Genomic DNA, 22,950 nt, shown 5'->3' with positions numbered 1-22,950 from the left:
AAAGCGGCATGATGACGCCCTTCGTCGCCGGGTTCCTGACCGGCCTGTCCCTGATCGCGGCCATCGGTGCGCAGAATGCCTTCGTGCTGCGGCAGGGCCTCAGGCGCGAGCATGTCGGCGTGGTGGTGGCGCTGTGCGCGCTGTCCGACGCGCTGCTGATCGTCGCCGGGGTGGCGGGGTTCAACAGCATGGCCGAGCGGTTGCCCTGGCTGGAACCGGTGATGCTGTGGGGCGGGGTGGTGTTCCTCATGGTCTACGGCGCGCTGCGGTTTCGCGCCGCGCTGCGCGGGGGCGAGGGGCTGTCGGTCGCCGGGGGCGGGGCGGTGCCGCTCAGGCGGGTGGTGCTGACCTGTCTGGCACTGACCTGGCTGAACCCGCATGTCTACCTCGATACGCTGGCGCTGCTGGGGGCGCTGTCCTCGCACTACGCGCCGTTCGAGGGTTGGTTCGGGGCGGGGGCCGTGCTGGCCTCGGTCAGTTTCTTCGCCGCGCTGGGCTATGGCGCGCGGCTGCTGGCGCCGGTGCTGGCGCGGCCGGGCGCCTGGGTGGCGGTCGAGGCGCTGATCGGGGCGGTGATGTGGATGATTGCGGCGAGCCTGCTGGTGCAGGCTCTGTAGGAGGACGGAATGGGTGACCACAGCTACACCAGCGCAATCCGCTGGACCGGCAACACCGGCGAGGGCACGGCGCATTACCGCGCCTATGCCCGCGACTGGGAAGTGGCGGTGCCGGGCAAGCCGGTGATCCCCTGTTCCAACGATCCCTTGCTGGGCGGCAACAAGGGGTTGATGAACCCCGAGGATTTGCTGCTCAGCGCTTTGGCCGGGTGTCACATGCTGTGGTATCTGCATCTGGCCTCGGAGGCGGGGATCGTGGTGACGGCCTATGAGGACAGCCCCGAGGGGATCGGCGAGGTCGGGCACGGCGGCGCCGGGCGCTTCGTCAGGGCGGTGCTGCGGCCGCGGATCGTGGTGCAGCCGGGGGCGGATCTGGCCGAGGCCGAGGCGATCCATCACCGCATCCACGAGGTCTGTTTCATCGCCCGCTCGGTGGCCTTCCCGGTCGAGATCGAGGCGGAATTCGTCATCGAGGGGTAGGGGGCGGTGCGTGCGAGCACGCACCCTACGGGCGGCGGAGAAGAGCGTATTTTTGGCAGAATGAAGGGGCGGGCGCCGGGCCTGAGGGCGGGGCGTCTTTGCGGCACGGTGCGGGCGCGGCCGGTGAGCGGTCAGGCGTCCTGCACGGGATCGACGGCGAGGGCCTTGCGGGCGAGGGACAGGAAGGCGGCGCGTTCCCCGGGCGAGAGGGGGCCGAGGATCTCGTCCTGAAGGGCGCGGACCAAAGGCAGGAGGGCGGCGAAGACCGCCTCGCCCCCGGGGGTCAGGCGGACCTCGCGGGCGCGGCGGTCGCGGGCGCTGATGCTGCGGGCCACCCAGCCCTTGCCGATCAGCCGGTCGATCACCCCGCCGATCGTCGCCCGGTCATAGGCAATGAGCGCCGCGACCCCCGCCTGGTCGATGCCGGGATGGCTGCGGATGGCGTCCATCGCCGCGAATTGCACCGAGGTCACGTCGAAACCCGCCTCGCGCGCGTGCTGGCCGAAGACCTGAGTCGATTGCTGATGCAGGCGCCGGATCAGGTGCCCGGCCATGGCATAGGCTTCCATCCCGCGTGCTTTCCTCCCGGTTTGCCTGTCCGAACAGTAGTTTGCGGCAAATAGAATGTACACATATCTTTTTCCTTGCCGGAAATGATATGTATAGCTATTAATTCCTTCATCGCCGTTCGGGCGCCGAGGGAGAGAGACATGCAGTACCACCGCAACGGATTCCGCGCCGGCGATCCCGACATTCTGGCCCCGGGGCCGCGGGTGCATGACCGCAGCGCCGGTCTGCCGCGCGCGGTGGATGTGCTGATCGCCGGTTGCGGTCCGGCTGGCCTGTGTCTGGCGGCGCAACTGGCGCTGGAGCCCGGCATCCACACGATGATCGTCGAGCCGAAGCCGGGGCCGATCGAGAAGGGGCAGGCGGACGGGATCTCGGTCCGCTCGATGGAGATGTTCGGCGCTTTCGGCTTTGCCGAGAAGATCAGCCGGGAAGCGGTCTGGATCAACGAGACGACCTTCTGGACGCCGGGCGGCGCGGGGATCCAGCGGGTGGCGCGGGTGCAGGACGTGCCGGATGGCATGTCCGAAATGCCGCATGTCCTGATCAATCAGGCGCGGATCCACGACATGTATCTGGATATCATGAAGAACTCGCCGACCCGGCTGGTGCCGGATTACGGGCTGAGGGTCGCGGATCTGGTGGTCGGCACCGAGGGCGAGTACCCGGTCACGGTGACGCTGGAACACACCGCGCCCGGCCGCGAGGGCGAGACGGAGGTGGTGCGCGCCAAATATGTGGTGGGCTGTGACGGGGCGCGCTCCTCGGTCCGCCGGGCGATCGGCGGGGCGCTGCACGGGGACGCGGCGCATCATGCCTGGGGGGTCATCGACCTGCTGGCGGTCACCGATTTCCCCGATTGGCGGATGAAGGCCTTCGTGCGCTCGGAGGCCGAGGGCACGCTGATGGTCCTGCCGCGCGAGGGCGGGCATCTGGTGCGGCTTTACGTGGAACTCGACCGGCTGGGCGAGGATGAGCGCGCCGCCGACCGGGGGATGGACGACAGCCATATCATCGCCAAGGCGCAGCGCATCTTCGCGCCCTATCGGCTGGACGTGAAAGAGGTCGTCTGGTGGTCGATCTATGAGGTGGGCCACCGGCTGACCGACAAGTTCGACGACGTGCCGCAGGGTGAGGTCGCGACGCGTGCGCCCCGGGTGATGCTGGCCGGCGACGCCTGCCACACGCACAGCCCCAAGGCCGGGCAGGGGATGAACGTGTCGATGGGCGACACGTTCAACATGGGCTGGAAGCTGCGCCATGTGCTGACCGGGCGGGCGGCGCCCTCGCTCCTGCATTCCTATACCGAGGAGCGGCGGGCGGCGGCCAAGGGGCTGGTGGATTTCGACCATGAATGGGCGCGGATCGTCGGGGCGAAGACGCATGATGACAAGGCGGGCGAATTGCCGGTGGTGGCGCAGGCCTTCGTCCACAACCTGCCTTTCACCTGCGGCTTGACCATTCAATACGCGCCCTCGGCCCTGACCGGCGGCGCGGCGCATCAGGCGCTGGCGCCGGGCTTCGATCTGGGCAAGCGGTTCCACTCGGCGCCGGTGATCCGGCTGGCGGATGCCAAGCCCATGGAGCTGGGCCATTGCATCGAGGCGGACGCGCGCTGGCGGCTCTTCGTCTTCGCGCCCGAGGGGGATGTCGGGCAGCCGGGCGGGCCGGTCGCCTCGCTCTGCGACTGGCTGGAGCAGGATCCGGCCTCGCCCGTGCTGCGCCACCGGCGGGAGGGTGACGATATCGATGCGGTGATCGACGTCCGGGCGGTGTTCCAGCCGGGGTTCCGCGAGCTGGACTACGGGGCAATGCCCGCGCTGCTCAGGCCGCAGGGCGGGGCGCTGGGGCTCAGGGATTACGAGAAGGTGTTCTGCGTCGACCACAAGCGGGGCGTCAATATCTATGACGCGCGGGGCATCGACAAGGCGCGGGGCTGTCTGGTGGTGGTGCGGCCCGATCAATACGTGGCGCAGGTCTTGCCGCTCTCGGCGCGGGAGGAGCTGACCGCGTTCTTCGGCGGGTTCCTGGTGTGAGGCGCAAGGTGGGATGAAATCCCACCCTACGGGGCGGGGGACGGTGCGTGCGAGCACGCACCCTACGGGGCGGCGCCGGGTTGGATGAAATCCCATCCTACGGGGGATGGAGCGTGCGGGCACGCGCCCCACGGGAGGTGGGGAGGACGTGAGATTGGCGCGTCCGCGGCGGCGATGGTGCGTGCAAGCACGCAGCCTCCGGGGTGGCGCACAGAGGGGTCGGTTGACCTTGGCCGCCCCGGGTGGCTTGCTGGCGGGGTCCAGAAGCGAGGCCTCATGTCCGACGATCCCTATCGCCACCACCCCGGCCTCAGGGGCAAGATCCGCCCCGCCGCGGAGAGTGTGTTCCGCACCCTGGACGTGGCGGATTTCGACGCGCGGGCGGTGGCGGCGGGGATGCCCGCCGACTGGCGCACGCCGGACGACCAGCGCGAGGCGGCGCGGGCGGCCTTTCTGCAGGAACGGCGCGGGCGGGATCTGTGGGTTTTCGCCTATGGTTCGCTGATGTGGGACCCGGGCGTCGACTTTACCGAGGTGCGCCGTGCCTTCACCCCGGTCTATGCCCGCAGCTTCTGCCTGGTCGATCAGGGCGGCCGGGGCTCGGCGGCGCAGCCGGGGCTGCAACTGGCGCTGGACGAGGGGGCGGGCTGCGAGGGGCTGGCCTTTCGCATCGACGCCGCGGTGCTGGACGGCGAGACCTTCGTGCTCTGGCGGCGCGAGATGATCGCGCCGGCCTATCGCCCGGTGATGCTGCCGCTGGAGACCGGACCGGGGCCGATCGAGGCTCTGGGCTTCGTCGCCGACCACGGGACCGAACATATCGTCACCGGCATCCCGATGGCGGAAAAGGCGCGGATGATCGCCTCGGCCTCGGGCTTTCTGGGCAGCAATTTCGATTATCTGGCGGGTACGCGGGCACAGCTGGCGGGGCTGGGCGTCAGCGATCCCTATGTCGATGACCTCTATGCACGGGTGATGGCGCTGCGGGGCTGACCCCGCCGACGCCCGCCCGATTCCCCTTCGAGACCCGTGCGCGGCCTCAGGGCGCGCGGCGCTTCGGCGTCCGGTGCCAGCTGCGGCGGGAATGGCAGTTTTTAGCACTTTTTTGTCCGCGTTGGCATAATCCAATGCCGCATCTTCGATGTTACATTTTCACGACAAGCCCAAGGGAAGCGCCCGCCAGCCCCTCGCCGGGGCCGAATGACAGGGGCGCAAGGGTCCACCATCATCGGGGAATGACGCCATGACAGCCGTGCCATTGGATGCCACCAACATCCGTATCCTGAACCAGCTTCAGCAAGACGCATCGCTGACCAATGTCGAACTGGCCTCGCGCATTCACCTGTCGCCCTCGCCCTGCCTGTCGCGGGTGAAATTCCTGGAACAGAACGGCGTGATCGAGCGGCGCGTGGCGCTGCTGAACCCGCAGGCGCTGGGGCTGAGCGTCAATGCCTTCGTCCGGGTGCGGCTGTCGCGGCACAGCACCGATGTGGTGGAGCGCTTCGCCGCCGCGATCAGCGACATGGACGAGGTGATGGAGCTCTATCTCATGTCCGATTTCGATTATGTGCTGCGGGTCATGATGCGCGATATCGACGCGCTGGAGCGTTTCGCCACCGCCCGCGTCTCGCGGATCGAGGGGGTGGAGCAGGTGAAGACCGATATCGTCCTGCGCAAGCAGCGTCACAAGACCGCGCTGCCGATCCATCGCACCGCGGCCGATCTGACCATGGTATCGGACAGCTACCCGCGCGCGGCCTATTGATCCGCCATGAATGCCCAGCACCCCTCCCTGCGGGTCGAGGACCTGTCGCCCCGGCTGACCGCGCTGACCCTCGACCGTCCGCCCGCCAATGCCCTGACCAGCGACCTGATCGCGGCGATCACCGCCACCTTCCGTGACCTCGCCCAGCGGTCCGAGCCGCCTGTCGTCCTGCTGTCCGCCGAGGGCGAGCGCTTCTTCTGCGCGGGCGGCGACATCAGGGAGCTGGACGGGACCGAGCCTGACCACGCCCTCGCCCGGATGGAGAAATTCCACCACATGCTGCTGGCGCTGGGCGCCTATCCCTCGGCCATCGTCGTCGCAATCCGGGGCTATGCCGCCGGGGGCGGGCTGGAACTGGCACTGATGGGCGATGTGGTGATCGCGGGCGAGGGGGCGAGGTTCGGCTTTCCCGAGATCAACAACGGCCTGATGCCCGCCATCACCGGGATCCGCCGCGCGGTGGCGATCCTCGGGCGGCAGGCGGCCTTCGACCTGTTGTCGAGCGGGCGTTTCCTGACCGCGCCCGAGGCGCGGGCGCTGGGGCTGGCGCAAAGCGTGGTTCCCGATGCCTTGGTCCTGGCCCGCGCCACCGAGGCGGCGACGGGGCTGGCGGCGAAGGATCCGCTGATCCTGGGGATCATGAAACGCGCGGTGCAGGGCGCAGATCCCGCCGAGGCCGAGGCGATGCGCCGCCGGACGCTGACCGAGTTCCGCAAGATCCTCAACCGGCCGGCGGCGGTCGAGGCGCGGGCGCGGTTCCTCGCCAGGGACAGGGTCTGAGCCATGGAGGCGCCGGTCCATTTTCTCGAACGCCTGACCTCGCCCGAGATTGCCGCGGCGATCGCTGCCGGTTGCACCCGGGCGCTGGTGCCCTGCGGCGCCATCGAGCAGCACGGCCCGCATATGGCGCTGCGCATGGATACCGACCATGCCGAGGCGCTGGCGCCGCTGATCGCCAAGGGGCTGGGCGGTGCCTTCATCGCGCCGAGCATCGCCGTGGGCTGTTCCAGCCATCACCTTGCGTTCAGCGGCACGATCTCCTTGTCCGAGGCCACGTTCACCGCGATCTGCCGCGACTATTGCACCAGCCTGCTGCGGCACGGCATCACGGAAATCTTCTTCTATTCCGGGCATGTCGGCAATTTCCCGGTGCTGGAAAACGCCCTGCCGGGGTTGCGGCAGGCGGTGCCCGGGGCGCGGGTCGAGGCCTTTACCGACGCGACCGCCTGGCTCACCTGCTGGGCCGAGGCGGTCGCCGCCGCCGGGGGATCCGCTGCCAGCGTCGGCGGGCACGCCGATATCGCCGAAACCTCGCTCATGCTGCATATCAGGCCCGAAGCGGTGCGCCCCTCGCGGATCGAGGCCGGGCGCCCGGGCCTGATGACCCGGGCCGAGCTGGAGGTCATGTGGCGCGACGGTCTGCCCGCGGTCAGCCCCAACGGCATTCTGGGCGACGCCCGCGGTGCCAGCGCCGGGATCGGCGCCGCCTGTCTGACGGCCATTGCCGGGCTGATCCTGGCGGATTTCACGGCGAGGGCCTGATCGGGCGAGGCCGCGCGCGGCGGATGATCGACCGACCGGGCCTGCCTGTGCTACAAGGAGGGGCGCAGCGGCAGAGGACGCGTCCCCTAGGCCAACCTTCGGAGGTCGCCCGATGGACAGCTACCAGCAACAGGAGATCGAGCATGAGAATCATGTCTGGTCCCTGCGAGAGCGCAACCCGGCGCTCACCCTCAGCTATCCCAATGTCGACCCCGACCGCATCGACACCCCGGTTTTCGCCATCCGTCTGGGGCGCGGTCCGGCCGATGACGAATTGCCGCTGCACAGCCATCGCAAGGGCCAGCTGGTCATCGCCGAAAACGGCTCGGTCACCTGCCGGGTCGAGAACGGGATCTGGATGGTGCCGACCTTCGGCGCCTTCTGGGTGCCGGGTGGCATCGCCCATTCCAATTCCGTCTCGCCCAATGGCAGTGTGATCTGCGTCTTTGTCGATGGCGAGGTCTCGGGCCTGCCGCGGAAATGCTGCACGCTGGGTGTGACGCCCCTGATGCGGGTCATCACCGAGGCGCTGACCCAGCGCTCGGTCCGCTACACGCCGGACAGCCCTTCGGGCCGTCTGGCGCAGGTATTGATGGATGAATTCGCCAAGGCGCCGACCAGCGACCAGCATCTGCCGATCTCGTCCGATCCGCGGCTGCTGGCGGTGGCCGAGCATCTGCTCGCCGATCCCGCCGACCGGCGGACGGTGGCGGAATGGGCGGCCGAACTGGCGATGAGCGAGCGCAGCTTCGCCCGCTGGGTGGTGCGCGAGACCGGGCTGACCTTCGGCCAGTGGCGGCGCCAGCTGCACGGGCTGGTCGCGCTGGAGCGGTTGTCGGCGGGCAGCAGCGTGCAGATCATCGCCCAGGATCTGGGCTACGAATCGACCAGCGCCTTCATCACCATGTTCAAGAAGGTGTTCGGCGATTCCCCGCGTCGCTACCTGCGGCGCATCGAGGCGACCGGCGAACTGGGCGGCAGCACGCCTTTCGCCTGAGGCACGGCGCCCCCGACTGACCCCTGTTCTTTCCGTCACGAGCCGCGGTCCCGACCGGCCGATTCGCCCTGCCGCAGGCCCTGCCGCAGGCCTGTTCCGGGGCCCCGGTACAATCCACTCGACCCCCCGCGCCCGGCCCTTTTTTGTGCTGCGGCCCGTCCGGTCCGGCGGGCAGTTCGGCAGCACCTGCGGCGCGCTCGGGCGTAGCATCTTTCCAAGGGAATAACGCTTGGAAGGTGTGCCATGACGCTAAAATTCGGTTTCTGGTCAGAGCAGGAGACGCAGGTCGGCCATAGCTACGCGCGGCGGCTGCATGAACTGGTCGACGAGGCGGTCTTCGCCGAGAAGATGGGCTTCGACTTCGTCTCGCTCTCGGAACAGCATGTGGCGCTGGGCGGCATTTCCAGCTCGGCGCCCGAGGTGGTCTATGGCTATCTGGCGGCGAAGACCTCGCGCATCCGGTTGCGCCCGGCGGTCACGCTGATGCCCAAGAACTTCAACCACGCCCTGCGCTCGGCCGAGCGGCTGGCGGTCACCGACATCCTGTCGAACGGACGGATGGAATTCTTCGCCGGTCGCTCGAACACCACCATCGCCATGCGGGCCTTCAACGTCGAGGCGGCCGAGACCCTCTCGCAGATGGAAGAGGGGCTGGCGCTGATGAAGGAGGCGATGTCGAAGGACATCTTCAAGTTCAGCGGCAAGCATTACAACGTCCCGCCGCGCATGCTGGTGCCGAAGCCGCTGCAAAAGCCCTATCCGATCATGGGCATCGCCGCGACCAGCCCCCGCAGCCACGTCTATGCCGCCGAACAGGGCATGGCCTGCCTGTCGAACAATTTCTATTCGGGCTGGGAGAAGCAGGCGGAATACATCGCCCTCTACAAGGACAATTGGAAGCGCGACGAAAACGGGCCGCTGACCCGTCCCAGCCTTGGCATTCCGCTGTTTCTGGGCATCGGCAAGACCGATCAGGAGGCAAAGGACAATTACGCCGAACCGCTGATGAACTACGCCAGGATCTCGACCGACGCCTATCCGCGGCTGGCCAAGATCGCCGACGATTACAATTACTTCTCCGAGGGGCTGGAAGGGCTGCAGCGTGCGGCGACCGACTGGGATTATCTGGTCAACGACTCCGGGACCACGCTCTGCGGCAGCCCCGATACGGTGATCCGGCAGCTGGAGCGGATCGTCGACATGGGCGTGGACGAGGTGCTGTTCCACCTCGATTCCGTCCCGCATGAGATGATCATGGACGCCATCGACATGGTGGGCAAATACATCATCCCGCATTTCAACGACCGCAACAACGTGGTGCGGCCGACCGACGAGATCCTCAACACCATCCGGGGGATGCGCGATGCGTAAGGAACCCGAATTCATCACCATCGAGCACCGCAGCGACGGCGTGGCGGTGCTGACCCTGAACCGTCCCGAGATCCTCAATGCCATCAACTGGCAGATGCACGAGGAGATCGAGCTGGCGCTTTACGACCTCGACCTGGACCCTTCGGTCAAGGCGGTGGTGCTGACTGGCGCCGGGCGCGGCTTTTGCTCGGGCGGGGACCAGAAGGCGGTCGATACCGGCATGCCCTCGGTCACCCGGGGCGGGCGGCATATCGTGCGCAACATTCTTGAGCTGGAAGTGCCGATCATCGCGGCGGTCAATGGCGTGGCCGTGGGTCTGGGGGCGACGCTGGCGCTTTATTGCGATGCGGTCTTCGCCCAGCCCAGCGCGCGCTTCGCCGATACCCATGTGAATGCGGGCGTGGTGGCGGGCGATGGCGGGCAGGTCATCTGGCCGATGCTGATGGGGCCGATCCGGGCCAAGCATTACCTGATGACCGGCGCGTTCCTCTCGGCCGAGGAGGCCCTGCAATTCGGCATGGTCACCAAGCTGGTTCCCGAGGGCACGGTGCTGGACGAGGCGATCCGCTACGCCGAACTCCTGGCCTCGGGCCCGCCGGAAGCGATCAAATGGACCAAATACGCGGTCAACAAGCTGATCAAGGATCAGGTCCAGCTGGGCCTCGACATCGGGCTGGCGCTTGAGGCGCTGACCTTCGATCTGCCCGGACGGCGCGAGGCCGCTGCCGCCTTCGCCGCCAAGAAGAAGCGCTACGCCGAATAACCCCGGCACCCGTCGGCCTTCGCGGATCCCGCGAAGGCCGCAGAGGATCCCATCATGACTTTGGTACGACCCCTTCAGGGCCGCTCCGAGCCTGTCTCGGCCGAGGCCTTCCGCGCGGCGATGCGCAATCTCGCCGGTGGCGTCTCGATCATCGCCACCGGCAGGGGCGAGGATCGCCGCGGGCTCACCGTCACGGCGGTGACCGCCGTCACCTCGACCCCGCCGATGCTGGCCGTCTTCGTCAACCAATCGGCCGAGGCGCATGACGTCATCAAGGGGACCGGCGCCTTCTGCGTCAGTGTCCTGGCCGCCGGACATGTGCCCGAGGCGGCGCTCTTTTCCGGCCAGAACGGGCTGAAGGGTGCGATCCGCTTCGCACCGCAGGACTGGGACAGCCTGGTCACCGGCTCGCCCGCGCTGACCTCGGCCGTGGCCAACATTGATTGCGAGCTGATCGAATGCATCGGGCTGGGGTCGCACACGATGTTCCTGGGTCAGGTCATCGGCACGCGCTGCGACGACGGGGCGCCGCCGCTGATCTACCTGCGCGCGGCCTATCACACGCCTGACCCGCTCTCGCGCCCAAGCGAATGACCAAGCTCCCGAATGACAAGGCCAGGAGACACCATGAAACACGGCACTGAATCGCCGCCTGCCGCTCTGGGCGCAGAGATCCTGAACCAGACGATCCCCGGCCTTCTGGCGCGCAAATGCCGCGCCCGGCCCGAGGCGGTCGCCTACCGCAGGCTGGGCCCGGAAGGCTGGCGCGACGTGAGCTTCGCCGATTACGTGCAGAAGGTCGTCCGCCTTGGCGCCTCGATGCAGGCAGGCGGCGTCAGCCGGGGCGACCGGGTCTGCATCATGGGCGATGTTTCGCCGGAATGGATGATCGCCGACATTGCCACCATCTCGATGGGGGCGATCACGGTGGGGGTGTATTTCACCTCGTCCGCCGAGGAGCTGGATTATTACATCGAGGATTCGGGCGCCTGTCTGCTGTTTGTCGGCAGCGCCACGGAATTGGCCATCGCCGCCCGGGCGCGCAAGGCGCTGGCGCTCAATCAGATCGTCGTGCTGGACCCCGGCTGGCAGGCCTCGGCCGGGGATCCCGCCAATGCGCTGTCCATCGGCGATTTCCTGGGCGCGCCCTTCTCGGCGCCGCTGGAGATGCTGGCAGAATGGGCCGACCGGGCGGCGCCCTCGGATATCGTCAGCCTGGGCTATACGTCCGGGACGACGGGCAAGCCCAAGGGCGTCATCAACACCCATGTCAACCTGCTGGGCGGAGCGCTGGCCAACCTGCTGTCCGCCCCGGACGCCTATCAGCACGAAACCCGCGTGGCAGTGCATCTGCCGCTGTCGCATATCGTGGCGCGGGTGCAATCGGGCTGCTTCCCGCTGGTCTCGGAATGCGTGCCGCATTTCGGCGCCTCCTCGGCCAGCTACGAGGAGACGGTGCGCCGGGCGCGGCCGCAGTATTTCGTCGCGCCGCCGCGCTTCTTCCAGCGCTTCGCCGCGACCATCGTCAGCCATGTCAATCAGGGCACCACGGCGGAACGGGCCAATTACCGGCTGGCGCTGACCATTTCACGCCGGGTGCTGAAGGAGCGCCAGACGCGCCCGGAGCGGCCCGATCCCTTCCTCGCCGCGCTCTATCAGGCCTGTCAGGAGCAGGTCTTCACCCCGCTCCTGCGGCTGGTCGGTTTCGATCAGCTCCGCACCGCCATCACCGCCTCGGCGCCGATGCCGGCCGATGTGATGACGCTGTGGCAGCTGTGGGGGGTGAACCTGAAAGAGGCCTATGGCCAGACCGAGACCGTGGGCTCGAACATCGCGCAAGCCGAGGATTGGCAGCCTGCGGGCACCATCGGCGCGCCGATCCCCGACCCCGCCTGGGAAACCCGGGTGGACGAGAATGGCGAGATGCTCGTGCGCGGCCCGGGCGTGACGCAGGGCTATTGGAACAACCCCGAGGCCACGGCCGAGGCGCTGCGCGACGGCTGGCTGCATACCGGCGATATCGTCGAGGTGCAGAAGAACGGCCAGTACAAGCTGATCGACCGCAGCAAGGAAATCATCAAGACCATCAACGGCAAGACGATCAGCCCGACGCAGATCGAGAACGAGCTGCGCGGCAGCCCCTATATCGCCGAGGCCGCGGTGATCGGCGAGGGCCGGAAATACCTGACCGCCCTGATCGAGGTCGACCCGACCGTCGGTTTCAACTGGGCGCAGGAGGCCGATCCGGCGATCGCCAGCTACGCCGATCTGAGCGCCTCGGCGCGGGTGAAGGACCTGCTCTGGGCCGAGGTGCACAAGGCCAACCGCCGCCTCGCCCGGGCCGAGCAGATCAAGGATTTCACCATCCTGCCCGAGGAGCTGACACCCGAAATCGGCGTCGTCACCCCCACCCGCAAGAAGAAGCGCCGGGCCATCGCCCTGCGCTACGCCCCGCTGATCGCCGCGATGTACGACGACAGCGAAACCGAGCTTCTGGAACGGGCGCTCGGCAAGAAGATCCTGAAAAGCAAGTGAAATAACCACCACCAACCGGGAGAATGACCATGGAAAAACCGTCGAGAAGAGCTTTCATCCAGACCGCCGCCCTGGGATCGGCCGCCGCCGCCTTCGCGGGCACCACGGCGCAGGCCCAGGGGCGCAGCCGGATCCGTGCCGCGCATATCGTGCCGGAATCCTCGAAGATGTATCAATTGTCGGTCGGCCCGTTCCAGCGGGTGCTGGACATCGTCACCGACGGGTCGTTCTCGTTCCAGGTCTTCGCCGGGGGCACCATCGCGCCGCCGTTGCAGACCTATCAGGCGGTGCAGGACGGGCTGGCCGAGGCCGGCATGGTGCCGCCGCTCTGGGCGGTGAACCTCGACCCGGTGAACAGCCTCTTCGGCGGGCATCCCGGCGGCATGGCGGCCGAGGAATTGCTGAACTGGTACTTCGTCGGCGGCGGCTCGGAGCTGCTGGCGGAACACCGCCGCGAGACGATGGGCCTGCATTCGATGCTGCTGAGCATCAACCCGTCCGAGGTCTGGCATTCGCACAAGATCATCCGCGTCCCCGAGGATCTGCAGGGCGTGCGCTTCCGCACCGCCGGGGCCTGGGCCACGATCCTCAACGAATATTTCGGCGGCGCCGCCACCACCGTGGGCCCGTCCGAAGTCTTCACCATGCTGGAGCGTCGCGGGGTCGATGCCGCGGAATGGTCGACACCCTCCGAGAACCTCATCATGGGGCTGGAGGACGCCGCGCCCTACATGATCGTGCCGGGGATCCATGCGCCTGCCGCCTGCCTCGAACTGGCGATCCGGGCCGAGGTCTGGGACGAGCTCGACGCCTCCATCCAGCGCAAGATCGAGATCGCGGCGCGGGAAGCGGTTGTCGAATGCCTGACCGAATGGTCGGCGGCGGACCTCACGGCGATGGAGACGATGCGCGAGCGCGGCATCGAGATCATCGAGATGGACCAATCCCTGATCGACGCGATCCGCGCCGCCGGTCGCGACTGGGCCGAGGCCCAGGCGACCGAGCGCGCGGCTGCGGGCGACGACTGGATGCGCCGGGTGACCGAGTCCTACTACGGCTTCCATGATCGCTGGCAGGCGAACAGCATCTGATCCCGTCCCGACCGAAACACGAGAGCGGTGGCTGGCCGGACGCATCCGGTCGGCCACCCGTCGCCACAGAACAGGCAGGGCCGCCCGTTGTCACACGCTCTTCGACTCATCGACTGGCTTACCCGGATCACCGGATATGTCGCCGCCTTCGGCATCCTGCTGATGATCGGTGTCATCCTCTACGAGGTCACCTCGCGCTATTTCTTCAACGCGCCGACCGTCTGGGCCTACGACATTTCCTACATGCTGAACGGCACCGTCATCATGCTGGCCGGAGCGCTGGCGATGAAGGTGGATCAGCATGTCGTCATCGACATCGTGTCGCAGGTCTTCCGCGAGCGGACCAAGCGGATCATCGAGGTCACGGTCTTCGCCCTGCTCTTGCTGCCCGCGCTGGGCTTCATCAGCCTGATCGCCTGGAGCCAGTTCTGGACCGCCTATGTCCACGGCACGGTCGAGACGGTCAGCCCCTGGCGTCCGGTGCTCTGGCCGTTCCGGCTGATGATCGCCGTGGGCCTCTCGATCCTGTGGTTGCAGATCCTGAGCAAGACGCTGGCCTCAGCCCTGCGCCTGATCGCCACCCCGACCACCCCGGCCGAGGGGCACTGACATGGACGCCGATCTCGCCATCTGGATGTTCCCGGCCGCCTTCGCGCTGATCTTCGCCGGCATCCCCGTCGCCTTTTCGCTGATCATCGTCGCGGTGATCTTTGCCTTTCCGGTCTTCGGCAGCCTGACCGGGCTGCAGCTTTACCAGTTCGTCGGTAGCGTCTCGTCCAATTACTCGCTGGCCGCGGTGCCGCTGTTCATCTTCATGGGCGCGGTGCTGGAGAGTTCGGGCATCGGCAAGCGGGCCTTTGAATCGCTCTCGATGTGGATGGGCCGCCTGCCCGGGGGCCTGGCCATCGCCACGCTGTCGATGTGCACGCTGTTCGCCGCCGGAACCGGCGTGGTCGGAGCGGTCGAGGTGATGACCGGCCTGCTGGTCATGGGGCCGATGCGGGCGGCGGGCTACAGCAAGTCGATCATTTCGGGCACGATCTGCGCCGGGGGCTCGCTGGGGACGATGATCCCGCCCTCGATCGTCGTGGTGATCTATGCCTCGGTCGCGCAGATCCCGATCGGTACGCTGTTCGGTGCGGTGCTGGTGCCGGGCTTCCTGATGGTCGGCTTCTTCCTGATCTGGATCATCGTCTATGCGCTGATCTGGCCCGCGTCGGCGCCCCGGGTCCATTTCGGCCAGGACATGCCGCTGGGCCGGAAGCTCGGCTTCACCGCCTATGCGCTTTTCCCGCCGCTGGTGCTGGTCACCTCGGTCATCGGCTCGATCCTCCTGGGCATCGCCGCCGTGACCGAAGCCGCGGCCATCGGGGCGGTGGGGGCGGTGCTGCTGAACATCCTCTACCGCGATTTCAGCTGGCGCGAGACCTGGAACGCCACGGTGAAGACCGCGACGGTCTCGTCGATGATCATCTTCATCGCGCTGGGCGGCACCATGTTCACCAGCATCTTCAAGATCCAGGGCGGGGCCGAGCTGGTCGATGCGGCGGTGTCCTCGCTGGATGTCGGGCCTGCCGGCTTGGTCATCGTGCTGCTCTTTGCCTATTTCATCGCCGGGATGATCCTTGACTGGATCTCGGCGGTGCTGATCTGCACGCCGATCTTCCTGCCCTTCCTGCATGCGGCGGGGGTGGATCCGATGTGGTTCGGCGTGCTGGCGGTCATCATGTTGCAGACCTCGTATCTGACGCCGCCGATGGCGCCTGCGGTCTTTTACCTCAAGGGCATAGCGCCGCGCGATTTCTCGACCCTTGCGATGTATCGCGGCGTGTTCCCCTTCATCCTCTGTCAGTTCCTGACAGCCGCCGCGGTCTTCGCCTTCCCCGAGATCGCCACGATCATCCCGGAGTTGATGCGCCCATGACCCGACACTGCACCTTCGACCCGCCGGTCGAGCCCCTGGCCCTGTCGCCCGTCGACTGCGCGCGTGAGGCCCGGATGATGATCCTCTGCGATCCCGAGGGCGGGGCGCTGCCCTGCCTGATGATCCCGGCCGATTTCGCCGATGCCGGGGCGATCAACCGGATGGCGACCCATGCGCGGGGGCTGGTCTGTCTGGCGCTGGACAGCCGGATCGTGGACCGGCTGCAGCTGGCGCTGCAACCGCAGAGCAACCGGCGCCGCTTCGCCACGCCCTTCACCCTGTCGATCGAGGCGACGCATGCCGTCTCGACCGGCATTTCGGCGCCGGACCGGGCGCGGACGGTGGCGGCGGCGATCCGTCCGGGGGCGGTGCCGGGGGATCTGGCGACGCCGGGCCATGTCTTCCCGATCCGGGTAGAGCGGGACGGGCCGCGCGCCGGGGGCTGCATCCCCGGCGCCGCGGTCGAGATCTGCGACCGCGCGGGCCTGCGCCCGGCGGCGGTGATCTGCGAGATCCTCGACCCGTCGGGGGCGGCGCCGGGGCGGGAATGGCTGCAAAGCCTTGCCGCGGCGCTGGATCTGCCGGTCTTTGCCTGCAACGACCTTCTGGGCTGAGCGTAGGGTGGGCGGTTCCGCGCCGTCACGGCGCGGGTTCGCCCACCTTTGGCCTCAGCCCGCGGTGACGCAATCGGCGATGCTCTGCGCCAGCGCCCGCAGCAGCCTTGCATAAAGGTCCGGTCCCGGCGCCAGCTCCATCCCGGCGGGGTCGAGCGGCGCGCCGATCCTGAGCGTGGTCCCCTCGGCCACCACCCGGGCGAAATCATCGGGATGGTTCGCCTCGGGGAAGAGGCACACGGCCCGATCGTGCTGCAACTCGGCCCTGAGCGCCGCGATCCGCGCCGCCCCCGGGGCCGAGGCATCGCCGCCGCTGATCGTCGCCACCACGTTCAGCCCGAAAGCATGGGCGAAATAGCCATAGGCGTCGTGGAACATCACCAGCCCGGCATCGCCGACCGGGGCGAGGATCGCCTCGATCTCGGCCCTCAGCGCCTCGGTTCCGGCGGCGGCGGCCTCGGCCCGGGCGATGTAGTCGGCGGCGTGTTCGGGGTCTCCGGCCGCCAGTTCCGCCCCCAGCGCCCGCTGCCAGATCGCCACATTGCCCGGCTCGAGCCAGAGATGGGGGTCCATGCCGCTGTGGTCGTGCCCGTGGTCGTCATGGTCGTCGTGCGCGTGGTCATGGTCATGGTCATGACCGTGGTCGTCGTGCTCGTCCTCGGCGAAGTCCTGGGTATAGAGGCCCGGCACCGCGCTCAGATCCAGCACCCGGCCGCCTGCCAGACTGTCCAGCGGCCCCGCCAGCCAGGGGCTGAGGCCCGGCCCGATCCAGACCACCAGATCAGCGCCCGACAGCGCCCGCGCCTGCGAGGGGCGCAGCTGCGCGTGATGCGGGTCGGCGCCGCGGTCCAGCAGCGCCGTCACCCCCGCGTCATCGCCCAGCACCCCGGCCACCAGCGACTGGGTGAGCGGCAGATCGGTCACCACCCGCGGGGCCTCGGCCAGGGCAGGGGTGGCGCTGAGGAGAAGCGCGAAAAGAAGTCTCGACATGGGCTTGGCTCGGCTGTCAGGAATGTTATACTGTTACTTGTTATAACATAACATATGCACCCGCAAGGCCCCTCATGACCGCCTCCAGCCCCCCGACCGGCCCCGAACCGGCCTTCGAGCCGCACGACCACCACCATTGCGTCGAAAGCGCACTGGCCGGGGCCGAGGATCTGGTGCGTGCCAAGGGCCTGCGCATGACCCCGGTGCGGCGCCGCGCGCTGGAGATCCTGCTGGAGCGGCATGGCGCCATGGGTGCCTATGACGTCCTGCAACGGCTGGCCGAGGACGGGTTCGGCCACCAGCCGCCGGTCGCCTACCGGGCGCTCGATTTCCTGGTCGAACACGGGCTGGCGCACCGCATCCAGCGGCTCAACGCCTTTGCCGCCTGCCTGCATCCGGGCGAAGCGCACCACGCCGCTTTCCTGATCTGCCGCGGCTGTCACACCGTGGCCGAGGTCTCGGCCGACCCGCTGCGGGTATCGCTGGACGAGGGCGCGGCCGCGCTGGGTTTCAGCGTCGAGCGGGCGACGATCGAGGCCCTGGGCCTCTGCTCTGCCTGCCGTGAGGCGGCGGCATGAACGCCCCGGTTCTGGTCGAGGCGCGCGGCCTCTCGGTCGCCTATGGCCCGGCGGCGCCGGTGCTGAGCCATGTGGATTTCACCCTGCGCCCGGGCGAGATCGTCACCATTGTCGGCCCCAACGGATCGGGCAAATCCACGCTGCTCAGGGCGCTTCTGGGCATGGTGCCGGGTTCCGCGGGCAGCGTGACCCGGGCGCCGGGGCTCAGGGTCGGCTATGTGCCGCAGAAGCTGCATCTGGACCCGAACCTGCCCCTCTCGGTCGCCCGCTTCCTGCGGCTGAACCGCAGGCTGAGCGGCGACGAGATCGCGCATCTGCTGTCGCGGGTCGGCGCCCCGGGGCTGGAGGATCGGGCGCTGGCCACGCTGTCGGGCGGGCAATTGCAGCGGGTGATGCTGGCCCGGGCGCTGGCCGGGAACCCGCAGCTGCTGGTGCTGGACGAGCCGACGCAGGGGCTGGACCAGCCCGGCACGGCGGCCTTCTACCGGCTGATCGAGGATGTCCGGCGCGAGATCGGCTGCGCCGTCCTCAGCGTCAGCCACGACCTGCATGTGGTGATGAGCGCCTCGGACCGCGTGGTCTGCCTGAACGGGCATGTCTGCTGCGAGGGCACGCCCTCGGTCGTGTCGAACGCGCCGGAATACCGGGCGCTGTTCGGCCTCGGCACCGGGGGGGCGCTGGCGCTCTATCAGCACCACCACGACCACGGCGCCGACCATCCCGACCATCCCCACGACCACGAGACCTGCGATCATGATCACTGACGCGTTCGTCCTGCGCGCCTTGGGCGCCGGGCTGCTGGCGGCGCTGGCGACGGGGCCCCTGGGCTGTTTCGTGGTCTGGCGGCGCATGGCCTATTTCGGCGATGCCACGGCGCATGCGGCGATTCTGGGCGTGGCGCTGGCGCTGGGCTTCAACATTTCGATCTTCGCCGGCACGCTGGTCACCGCCTTCGCCATGGCCCTTCTGGTCAGCGCGCTGGCCGGGCGGGGCTGGGCGATGGACACCACGCTGGGGGTTCTGGCGCATTCGGCGCTGGCGCTGGGTCTGGTCGCGGCCTCGTTCCTGCAGGGCGTCCGGGTCGATCTGGAGGCGTTCCTCTTCGGCGACATCCTGACCGTGCAGGCCTCGGACCTGATCGCCATGGCGCTGGGAACGGCGGCGGTGACGGGGCTGATGCTCTGGCGGTGGGAGGCCTTGCTGACCGCGACGATCAGCGAGGATCTGGCGCGCTCGCTGGGCCTGAAGCCGGAACGCGAGGGGCTGATCCTGACGCTCGCCCTGGCGCTGGTGGTGGCGGTGGCGCTGAAAGTGGTGGGCGCGCTGCTGATCGGCGCGCTCTTGGTCATCCCGCCCGCCACGGCCCGGGTCATGGCCCGCACGCCCGAGCGGATGGCGCTGGGCGCGGTCGCCGTGGCGGGGTTGAGCGTGGTGCTGGGGCTGATGGCCTCGCTCTGGTTCGACACGCCCGCCGGGCCGAGCATCGTCGCGGCGGCGGCGGGGCTGTTCGTCCTGTCCCTGAGCCTGGGGCGCGTGGTCAGGACCTGAGGCGGGGGGAGGCACGCTCCCACCCGCCCGCCCCGCGCGCCTCCCCCCGCCTCAGGCGGCGGCGCTCAGCGCACGGAGGCCAGCAATTCCTCGACCCGGGCGCGGCCCAGGGTGATGCGGCAGGCGGTGATGGCGATCCCGGTGCCCGAGCCGCCGCCGAAACCCTCGCCCACCGCATGGCATTGCGCCTCGCGATAGGCCGACCAGGCCTCCTGCGCGGCATCGAGGGCGGGCACGGCGGTGCCGCGGCCGGTGGCATTGTCCAGTTCCTCGGCGCTGGAGCGGGCAAAGCCCAGCGCCGAGTCGAGCGAGCGGTCGACCGAGGCCAGCGTCGCGGTCACGCAGGCGCCGATCTCGATCTGGCTGCCGCCGTCGCATTCGAGGGTCGGATCGGCCAACGCCAGCGACGGCAGGGCAAGGACGAGGCAGGCGGCGAGCGGCAGGCGGGTCATGGCGGGCATCCTTCGAGGCTGAGAACCGGCCCCAGCATGATCCCTGCGTCCGGCCCTGACCAGCCCCGCCGCGGGCACATCTGCGTCAGGCGGCGAGGCCCAGCAGGATCCCGGCCAGCGCCTTGGGCCGGGTCAGCATCGGCACATGCCCGCAGTCCAGCGTAAATGCCGCCTCGCAGGGGGTCGCCGCGACCATGGCCCGTTGCAGGGGATGGGTGACGACCCGGTCTTCGGTGCAGAAGACATAGGCCTTGGGCACCGCCGCGAACCCGGGGCCGACGACCGCCTTGTCGGTCTGCCCGCGGTTGGGCTGCGGGCTCAGCACCGCCATGGCGGCGGCAGCGGCCTGCGGCGTGGCATCGGGGAACAGCACCCCCGCCGCGCCCGGATCCAGCAGCGTCGTGCCCCTGACCGGGCCGGGGCGGACGAAATCGCGCACGCCCGGCGCGTCCTGCCGCTGCACCAGATCCAGCAGGCTCTCGCCATCCCGGGGCAGCAGCGCGGCGACGAAGACCGCGGCGCTGACCTGCGCCGGCTGCCGCGCCGCCACCTGCGCCACGACCATGCCGCCCATGGAATGCCCGACCAGCAGCGCGGGCGGCCCGGCCAGAAGCCGCGCCTCGACAGCCGCCACATACTCGGGCTGGCCGATGTCCCCTGAGGGCGTGTCGTTGCGCCCGTGCCCGGGCAGCGAAAAGGCCTCGACCTGATGGCCCTGTGCGGCCAGCAGGGGAACCACGCCGGTCCAGCTGCTGCCATTGCCCCAGGCGCCGTGAATGAGAAGGATGCGTGCCATGGGTCCCCCGCGCTGCACCGCCATCCTGCCCCGCAGCCGGTGCCGCCGCAAGCCGGGGCGCGGGTGACGTGACGCCCGCCGCCAAGCCGAGGCTATGCCCCGGCCCGGACGCGGGCTAGCATGGGCCAAACGGGAGGATGACCATGACCACGCCGACCACGACCCGCGCCCTTGCCCTGCGCGAGGGCGGTTTCGCCACGACGCCCATGCCGCAGGTGCCCGACAGCCTCGCCCCGTTCCTGGAGCTGCGCGAGGTGCCGCTGCCGGCGCTGAAACCGGGGCAGGTGCTGATCGAGGTGGGGCTGAGCCCGGTGAACCCTTCGGATCTGTTCTTCGTGCAGGGCAGCTACGGCCAGCCCCGGGTCCAGGGCCAGGCGGCGGGGTTCGAAGGGGTGGGCGTGGTGATCGCTGCCGGGGGGCCTCAGGGCGAGAAACTGATCGGGCAGCGCGTCTCGTTTCTGGGCACCGGGACCGGGGCCTGGGCCGCGCATGCGGTCTCGGACGCCGCGCTCTGCATTCCCCTGCACCCGGCGGTGCCCGAGGCCGATGCGGCGGCGCTGATCGTCAACCCGCTGACCGCCGTGGCGCTGGTCGAACGCGCGCGGCAGACCGGGGGCGCCTTCATCGTCAACGCCGCGGGCTCGCAGCTGGGGCGCCTGATCCTGGGTCTGGCGAAGGACGAGGGTCTGAGCGCCATCGCCGTGATCCGCCGCCCGGACGATGCCGAGGCGCTGAAGGCGCTGGGCGCGGCCGAGGTTCTGGTCTCCTCGGCGCCGGATTTCGACGGGCAGGCGCGGGCGACGATCAAGGCGCTGAAACCCCGGGCGCTGCTGGATGCGGTGGGCGATCAGGCGACGGCCGATCTGTTCTTCGCCATGCCCGCGGGGGCGCGCTGGGTCAGCTATGGCAAGATGTCGGACGAGGCGCCCGCGCTTACCGCCATGGGCCAGTTCATCTTCATGGACAAGGCGATCGAGGGCTTCTGGCTGAGCCGCTGGCTGCCCGCCGCGCCCCCCGACCGCGCCGCGGCGGTGATCCGGCAGGTACAGGAGCGCTTCGCCACCGGCCGCTGGCAGACGCGGGTCGGGGCCGAGCTGCCGCTCGACCGGGCGATCGAGGGGGTGATCCCGGCCTATCGCAGGAGCAACGGCAAGGTGATGATCCGGCCCTGAGCGGGGCCGGATCTGTCGGCGGCCTCAGCCCGAGACCTTCAGGACGATCTTGCCGATATGGGCCGAGGTCTCCAGCCGGGCATGGGCGGCGGCGGCCTCGTCCAGCGGGAATTCGCTGTCGATCACCGGCGCGACGCGGCCCGTGGCCAGCAGCGGCCAGACCTCGGCCTCCAGCGCCCGGGCGATGGCGGCCTTGGCGGCGACCGAACGCGGCCGCAGGGTCGAGCCGGTGATGGTCAGGCGGCGCACCATGACCTGGGCGAAGTTCAGCTCGACACTGGGACCGGAGAGGAAGGCGATCTGCACCAGCCGCCCGTCATCGGCCAGCGCCTTGACGTTGCGCGGCAGGTAATCGCCGCCGACCATGTCGAGGATCAGGTCGGCCCCGCCCTCGGCCCGCATCGCGGCCACGAAATCCTCGTTGCGGTAGTTGATCGCCCGCTCGGCGCCGAGGTCGAGACAGGCCTGACACTTGTCGTCGGACCCCGCGGTGGCGAAGACCCGCGCGCCACGGGCGGCGGCCAGCTGGATGGCGGTGGTGCCGATGCCGGAGGTGCCGCCATGGATCAGGAAGCGCTCGCCCGCCTGCAGGCGCCCGCGGTCGAAAACATTGGTCCAGACGGTGAAGAAGGTCTCGGGCAGGCAGGCCGCCGCCCTGAGGCCCAGACCCGCGGGCACCGGCAGGGCATGCGCGGCGGGGGTGGCGACGTATTCGGCATAGCCGCCGCCGGGCAGCAGCGCGCAGACCTCGTCGCCGATCCGCCAGCGGGTGACGCCCGCCCCCAGCGCCACGACAACACCCGAGGCTTCGAGCCCCGGCAGGTCCGAGGCGCCGGGCGGCGGCGCATAGCTGCCCGCGCGCTGCAGGGCATCGGGGCGGTTGACCCCGGCATAGGCGACGCGGATCACGATCTCGCCCGCCCCGGGGACCGGCACGGCGCGCTCGGCGGGCACCAGCACCTCGGGCCCGCCGGGTTTCGAGATCTCGATCACGCGCATGGTATGGGATTGGGTCATCGGTCGTCCTGTCTTGAGTCGGGCGCAGCTTAGCCGCAGAAGAGGATGGGCGAAATCGCCCATCCTACGGGCGTTCCCCGGGGCCTCGGCGCGGG

The 22,950-nt window shown here is 69.1% G+C and carries 25 protein-coding genes; 20 read left to right on the top strand and 5 right to left on the bottom strand.

Annotation, left to right across the window (positions count from 1 at the left end; genetic code table 11):
• Nucleotides 1–8: 8 nt before the first annotated feature.
• Nucleotides 9–617 carry a LysE/ArgO family amino acid transporter gene (locus DDE23_RS13875; protein WP_420330167.1) on the top strand — a complete coding sequence of 203 codons (609 nt, stop codon included), beginning with the start codon at nt 9–11 and terminating at the stop codon, nt 615–617.
• A 9-nt stretch (nt 618–626) separates the two neighbouring features.
• Complete coding sequence (locus DDE23_RS13870) at nt 627–1,097, top strand: OsmC family protein (protein ID WP_107752344.1); 471 nt, start codon at nt 627–629, stop codon at nt 1,095–1,097.
• Nucleotides 1,098–1,228: 131 nt separating this feature from the next.
• Here the strand turns inward: DDE23_RS13870 and DDE23_RS13865 are convergent, their stop codons facing one another.
• The gene (locus DDE23_RS13865) at nt 1,229–1,666 is read right to left on the bottom strand and encodes a MarR family winged helix-turn-helix transcriptional regulator (protein WP_107752343.1); all 438 of its coding nucleotides are present in this window, start codon (nt 1,664–1,666) and stop codon (nt 1,229–1,231) included.
• A 141-nt stretch (nt 1,667–1,807) separates the two neighbouring features.
• On the opposite strand from DDE23_RS13865, the gene DDE23_RS13860 reads away from it, so the two are divergent.
• The 14 genes from DDE23_RS13860 (at nt 1,808) to DDE23_RS13795 (ending at nt 16,302) form a co-directional block, all read left to right on the top strand.
• Entirely contained in the window at nt 1,808–3,700 is a 1,893-nt protein-coding gene (locus tag DDE23_RS13860; protein ID WP_107752342.1) for an FAD-dependent monooxygenase, read from the top strand.
• Between the two features lie 276 nt (nt 3,701–3,976).
• On the top strand, nt 3,977–4,693 hold the full coding sequence (locus tag DDE23_RS13855; RefSeq protein WP_157958030.1) for a gamma-glutamylcyclotransferase: 717 nt from the start codon (nt 3,977–3,979) through the stop codon (nt 4,691–4,693).
• Nucleotides 4,694–4,943: 250 nt separating this feature from the next.
• The gene (locus DDE23_RS13850; RefSeq protein WP_192883730.1) at nt 4,944–5,465 is read left to right on the top strand and encodes an Lrp/AsnC family transcriptional regulator; all 522 of its coding nucleotides are present in this window, start codon (nt 4,944–4,946) and stop codon (nt 5,463–5,465) included.
• A 6-nt stretch (nt 5,466–5,471) separates the two neighbouring features.
• The gene (locus DDE23_RS13845; RefSeq protein WP_107752340.1) at nt 5,472–6,245 is read left to right on the top strand and encodes an enoyl-CoA hydratase/isomerase family protein; all 774 of its coding nucleotides are present in this window, start codon (nt 5,472–5,474) and stop codon (nt 6,243–6,245) included.
• Between the two features lie 3 nt (nt 6,246–6,248).
• A complete protein-coding gene (locus DDE23_RS13840; protein WP_107752339.1) occupies nt 6,249–7,007 on the top strand; it encodes a creatininase family protein in 759 nt (252 codons plus the stop codon).
• A 112-nt stretch (nt 7,008–7,119) separates the two neighbouring features.
• Nucleotides 7,120–8,004: an AraC family transcriptional regulator gene (locus DDE23_RS25565; RefSeq protein WP_107752338.1), complete on the top strand. Its 885-nt coding sequence runs from the start codon at nt 7,120–7,122 to the stop codon at nt 8,002–8,004.
• 243 nt (nt 8,005–8,247) lie between these two features.
• Entirely contained in the window at nt 8,248–9,375 is a 1,128-nt protein-coding gene (locus DDE23_RS13830; RefSeq protein ID WP_107752337.1) for an LLM class flavin-dependent oxidoreductase, read from the top strand.
• Nucleotides 9,368–10,138: an enoyl-CoA hydratase/isomerase family protein gene (locus DDE23_RS13825; protein WP_107752336.1), complete on the top strand. Its 771-nt coding sequence runs from the start codon at nt 9,368–9,370 to the stop codon at nt 10,136–10,138. Before DDE23_RS13830 ends, DDE23_RS13825 begins: the two co-directional genes overlap by 8 nt.
• 54 nt (nt 10,139–10,192) lie before the next feature.
• Nucleotides 10,193–10,732 (top strand): flavin reductase family protein, encoded by a 540-nt coding sequence (locus tag DDE23_RS13820; RefSeq protein ID WP_107752335.1) that lies wholly within the window; start codon nt 10,193–10,195, stop codon nt 10,730–10,732.
• A gap of 33 nt (nt 10,733–10,765) precedes the next feature.
• Complete coding sequence (locus tag DDE23_RS13815; RefSeq protein WP_107752334.1) at nt 10,766–12,673, top strand: AMP-dependent synthetase/ligase; 1,908 nt, start codon at nt 10,766–10,768, stop codon at nt 12,671–12,673.
• Between the two features lie 29 nt (nt 12,674–12,702).
• Nucleotides 12,703–13,764 (top strand): type 2 periplasmic-binding domain-containing protein, encoded by a 1,062-nt coding sequence (locus DDE23_RS13810; RefSeq protein WP_157958029.1) that lies wholly within the window; start codon nt 12,703–12,705, stop codon nt 13,762–13,764.
• An 87-nt stretch (nt 13,765–13,851) separates the two neighbouring features.
• Nucleotides 13,852–14,373 (top strand): TRAP transporter small permease subunit, encoded by a 522-nt coding sequence (locus DDE23_RS13805; protein ID WP_107752332.1) that lies wholly within the window; start codon nt 13,852–13,854, stop codon nt 14,371–14,373.
• 1 nt (nt 14,374) lies between these two features.
• Complete coding sequence (locus tag DDE23_RS13800) at nt 14,375–15,688, top strand: TRAP transporter large permease (RefSeq protein WP_107752331.1); 1,314 nt, start codon at nt 14,375–14,377, stop codon at nt 15,686–15,688.
• Nucleotides 15,685–16,302, top strand: a complete 618-nt coding sequence (locus tag DDE23_RS13795; protein ID WP_107752330.1) for a 3,4-dihydroxy-2-butanone-4-phosphate synthase — start codon at nt 15,685–15,687, stop codon at nt 16,300–16,302. The genes DDE23_RS13800 and DDE23_RS13795 overlap by 4 nt, the downstream gene beginning before the upstream one ends.
• A gap of 54 nt (nt 16,303–16,356) precedes the next feature.
• On the opposite strand, the gene DDE23_RS13790 is transcribed toward DDE23_RS13795, so the two are convergent.
• Nucleotides 16,357–17,292, bottom strand: a complete 936-nt coding sequence (locus tag DDE23_RS13790) for a zinc ABC transporter substrate-binding protein (protein ID WP_107752329.1) — start codon at nt 17,290–17,292, stop codon at nt 16,357–16,359.
• Between the two features lie 74 nt (nt 17,293–17,366).
• Here DDE23_RS13790 and DDE23_RS13785 point away from each other — a divergent pair, with 74 nt between their 5' ends.
• The 3 genes from DDE23_RS13785 to DDE23_RS13775 are packed head-to-tail and all read left to right on the top strand — an operon-like array spanning nt 17,367 to nt 19,418.
• Nucleotides 17,367–17,870, top strand: a complete 504-nt coding sequence (locus DDE23_RS13785; protein ID WP_107752328.1) for a Fur family transcriptional regulator — start codon at nt 17,367–17,369, stop codon at nt 17,868–17,870.
• Nucleotides 17,867–18,634 carry an ATP-binding cassette domain-containing protein gene (locus DDE23_RS13780; RefSeq protein ID WP_107752327.1) on the top strand — a complete coding sequence of 256 codons (768 nt, stop codon included), beginning with the start codon at nt 17,867–17,869 and terminating at the stop codon, nt 18,632–18,634. Before DDE23_RS13785 ends, DDE23_RS13780 begins: the two co-directional genes overlap by 4 nt.
• Nucleotides 18,624–19,418 (top strand): metal ABC transporter permease, encoded by a 795-nt coding sequence (locus tag DDE23_RS13775; protein WP_107752326.1) that lies wholly within the window; start codon nt 18,624–18,626, stop codon nt 19,416–19,418. Before DDE23_RS13780 ends, DDE23_RS13775 begins: the two co-directional genes overlap by 11 nt.
• A 65-nt stretch (nt 19,419–19,483) precedes the next feature.
• Here the strand turns inward: DDE23_RS13775 and DDE23_RS13770 are convergent, their stop codons facing one another.
• Together DDE23_RS13770 and DDE23_RS13765 are read right to left on the bottom strand one after the other, a co-directional pair.
• Entirely contained in the window at nt 19,484–19,870 is a 387-nt protein-coding gene (locus tag DDE23_RS13770; protein WP_107752325.1) for a lysozyme inhibitor LprI family protein, read from the bottom strand.
• An 85-nt stretch (nt 19,871–19,955) separates the two neighbouring features.
• Nucleotides 19,956–20,666: an alpha/beta fold hydrolase gene (locus DDE23_RS13765; protein WP_157958028.1), complete on the bottom strand. Its 711-nt coding sequence runs from the start codon at nt 20,664–20,666 to the stop codon at nt 19,956–19,958.
• 143 nt (nt 20,667–20,809) lie between these two features.
• Here DDE23_RS13765 and DDE23_RS13760 point away from each other — a divergent pair, with 143 nt between their 5' ends.
• Nucleotides 20,810–21,838 (top strand): zinc-binding dehydrogenase, encoded by a 1,029-nt coding sequence (locus DDE23_RS13760; protein ID WP_107752323.1) that lies wholly within the window; start codon nt 20,810–20,812, stop codon nt 21,836–21,838.
• A gap of 24 nt (nt 21,839–21,862) precedes the next feature.
• On the opposite strand, the gene DDE23_RS13755 is transcribed toward DDE23_RS13760, so the two are convergent.
• Nucleotides 21,863–22,855, bottom strand: a complete 993-nt coding sequence (locus DDE23_RS13755; protein WP_107752322.1) for an NAD(P)H-quinone oxidoreductase — start codon at nt 22,853–22,855, stop codon at nt 21,863–21,865.
• Nucleotides 22,856–22,950: the final 95 nt, after the last annotated feature.

Origin of the sequence: Pararhodobacter aggregans (genome assembly GCF_003075525.1) — a bacterium.
Taxonomy (GTDB): Bacteria; Pseudomonadota; Alphaproteobacteria; order Rhodobacterales; family Rhodobacteraceae; genus Pararhodobacter; species Pararhodobacter aggregans.
This window is presented reverse-complemented; position numbering and strand designations above follow the sequence as displayed.

What these genes read in the sequence shown, in the direction of transcription:
- DDE23_RS13875 (WP_420330167.1), top strand. Translation starts at nt 9, where the DNA reads ATGATGACGCCCTTCGTCGCCGGGTTCCTGACCGGCCTGTCCCTGATC.
- DDE23_RS13870 (WP_107752344.1), top strand. Translation starts at nt 627, where the DNA reads ATGGGTGACCACAGCTACACCAGCGCAATCCGCTGGACCGGCAACACC.
- DDE23_RS13865 (WP_107752343.1), bottom strand. Translation starts at nt 1,666, where the DNA reads ATGGAAGCCTATGCCATGGCCGGGCACCTGATCCGGCGCCTGCATCAG.
- DDE23_RS13860 (WP_107752342.1), top strand. Translation starts at nt 1,808, where the DNA reads ATGCAGTACCACCGCAACGGATTCCGCGCCGGCGATCCCGACATTCTG.
- DDE23_RS13855 (WP_157958030.1), top strand. Translation starts at nt 3,977, where the DNA reads ATGTCCGACGATCCCTATCGCCACCACCCCGGCCTCAGGGGCAAGATC.
- DDE23_RS13850 (WP_192883730.1), top strand. Translation starts at nt 4,944, where the DNA reads ATGACAGCCGTGCCATTGGATGCCACCAACATCCGTATCCTGAACCAG.
- DDE23_RS13845 (WP_107752340.1), top strand. Translation starts at nt 5,472, where the DNA reads ATGAATGCCCAGCACCCCTCCCTGCGGGTCGAGGACCTGTCGCCCCGG.
- DDE23_RS13840 (WP_107752339.1), top strand. Translation starts at nt 6,249, where the DNA reads ATGGAGGCGCCGGTCCATTTTCTCGAACGCCTGACCTCGCCCGAGATT.
- DDE23_RS25565 (WP_107752338.1), top strand. Translation starts at nt 7,120, where the DNA reads ATGGACAGCTACCAGCAACAGGAGATCGAGCATGAGAATCATGTCTGG.
- DDE23_RS13830 (WP_107752337.1), top strand. Translation starts at nt 8,248, where the DNA reads ATGACGCTAAAATTCGGTTTCTGGTCAGAGCAGGAGACGCAGGTCGGC.
- DDE23_RS13825 (WP_107752336.1), top strand. Translation starts at nt 9,368, where the DNA reads ATGCGTAAGGAACCCGAATTCATCACCATCGAGCACCGCAGCGACGGC.
- DDE23_RS13820 (WP_107752335.1), top strand. Translation starts at nt 10,193, where the DNA reads ATGACTTTGGTACGACCCCTTCAGGGCCGCTCCGAGCCTGTCTCGGCC.
- DDE23_RS13815 (WP_107752334.1), top strand. Translation starts at nt 10,766, where the DNA reads ATGAAACACGGCACTGAATCGCCGCCTGCCGCTCTGGGCGCAGAGATC.
- DDE23_RS13810 (WP_157958029.1), top strand. Translation starts at nt 12,703, where the DNA reads ATGGAAAAACCGTCGAGAAGAGCTTTCATCCAGACCGCCGCCCTGGGA.
- DDE23_RS13800 (WP_107752331.1), top strand. Translation starts at nt 14,375, where the DNA reads ATGGACGCCGATCTCGCCATCTGGATGTTCCCGGCCGCCTTCGCGCTG.
- DDE23_RS13795 (WP_107752330.1), top strand. Translation starts at nt 15,685, where the DNA reads ATGACCCGACACTGCACCTTCGACCCGCCGGTCGAGCCCCTGGCCCTG.
- DDE23_RS13790 (WP_107752329.1), bottom strand. Translation starts at nt 17,292, where the DNA reads ATGTCGAGACTTCTTTTCGCGCTTCTCCTCAGCGCCACCCCTGCCCTG.
- DDE23_RS13785 (WP_107752328.1), top strand. Translation starts at nt 17,367, where the DNA reads ATGACCGCCTCCAGCCCCCCGACCGGCCCCGAACCGGCCTTCGAGCCG.
- DDE23_RS13780 (WP_107752327.1), top strand. Translation starts at nt 17,867, where the DNA reads ATGAACGCCCCGGTTCTGGTCGAGGCGCGCGGCCTCTCGGTCGCCTAT.
- DDE23_RS13775 (WP_107752326.1), top strand. Translation starts at nt 18,624, where the DNA reads ATGATCACTGACGCGTTCGTCCTGCGCGCCTTGGGCGCCGGGCTGCTG.
- DDE23_RS13770 (WP_107752325.1), bottom strand. Translation starts at nt 19,870, where the DNA reads ATGACCCGCCTGCCGCTCGCCGCCTGCCTCGTCCTTGCCCTGCCGTCG.
- DDE23_RS13765 (WP_157958028.1), bottom strand. Translation starts at nt 20,666, where the DNA reads ATGGCACGCATCCTTCTCATTCACGGCGCCTGGGGCAATGGCAGCAGC.
- DDE23_RS13760 (WP_107752323.1), top strand. Translation starts at nt 20,810, where the DNA reads ATGACCACGCCGACCACGACCCGCGCCCTTGCCCTGCGCGAGGGCGGT.
- DDE23_RS13755 (WP_107752322.1), bottom strand. Translation starts at nt 22,855, where the DNA reads ATGACCCAATCCCATACCATGCGCGTGATCGAGATCTCGAAACCCGGC.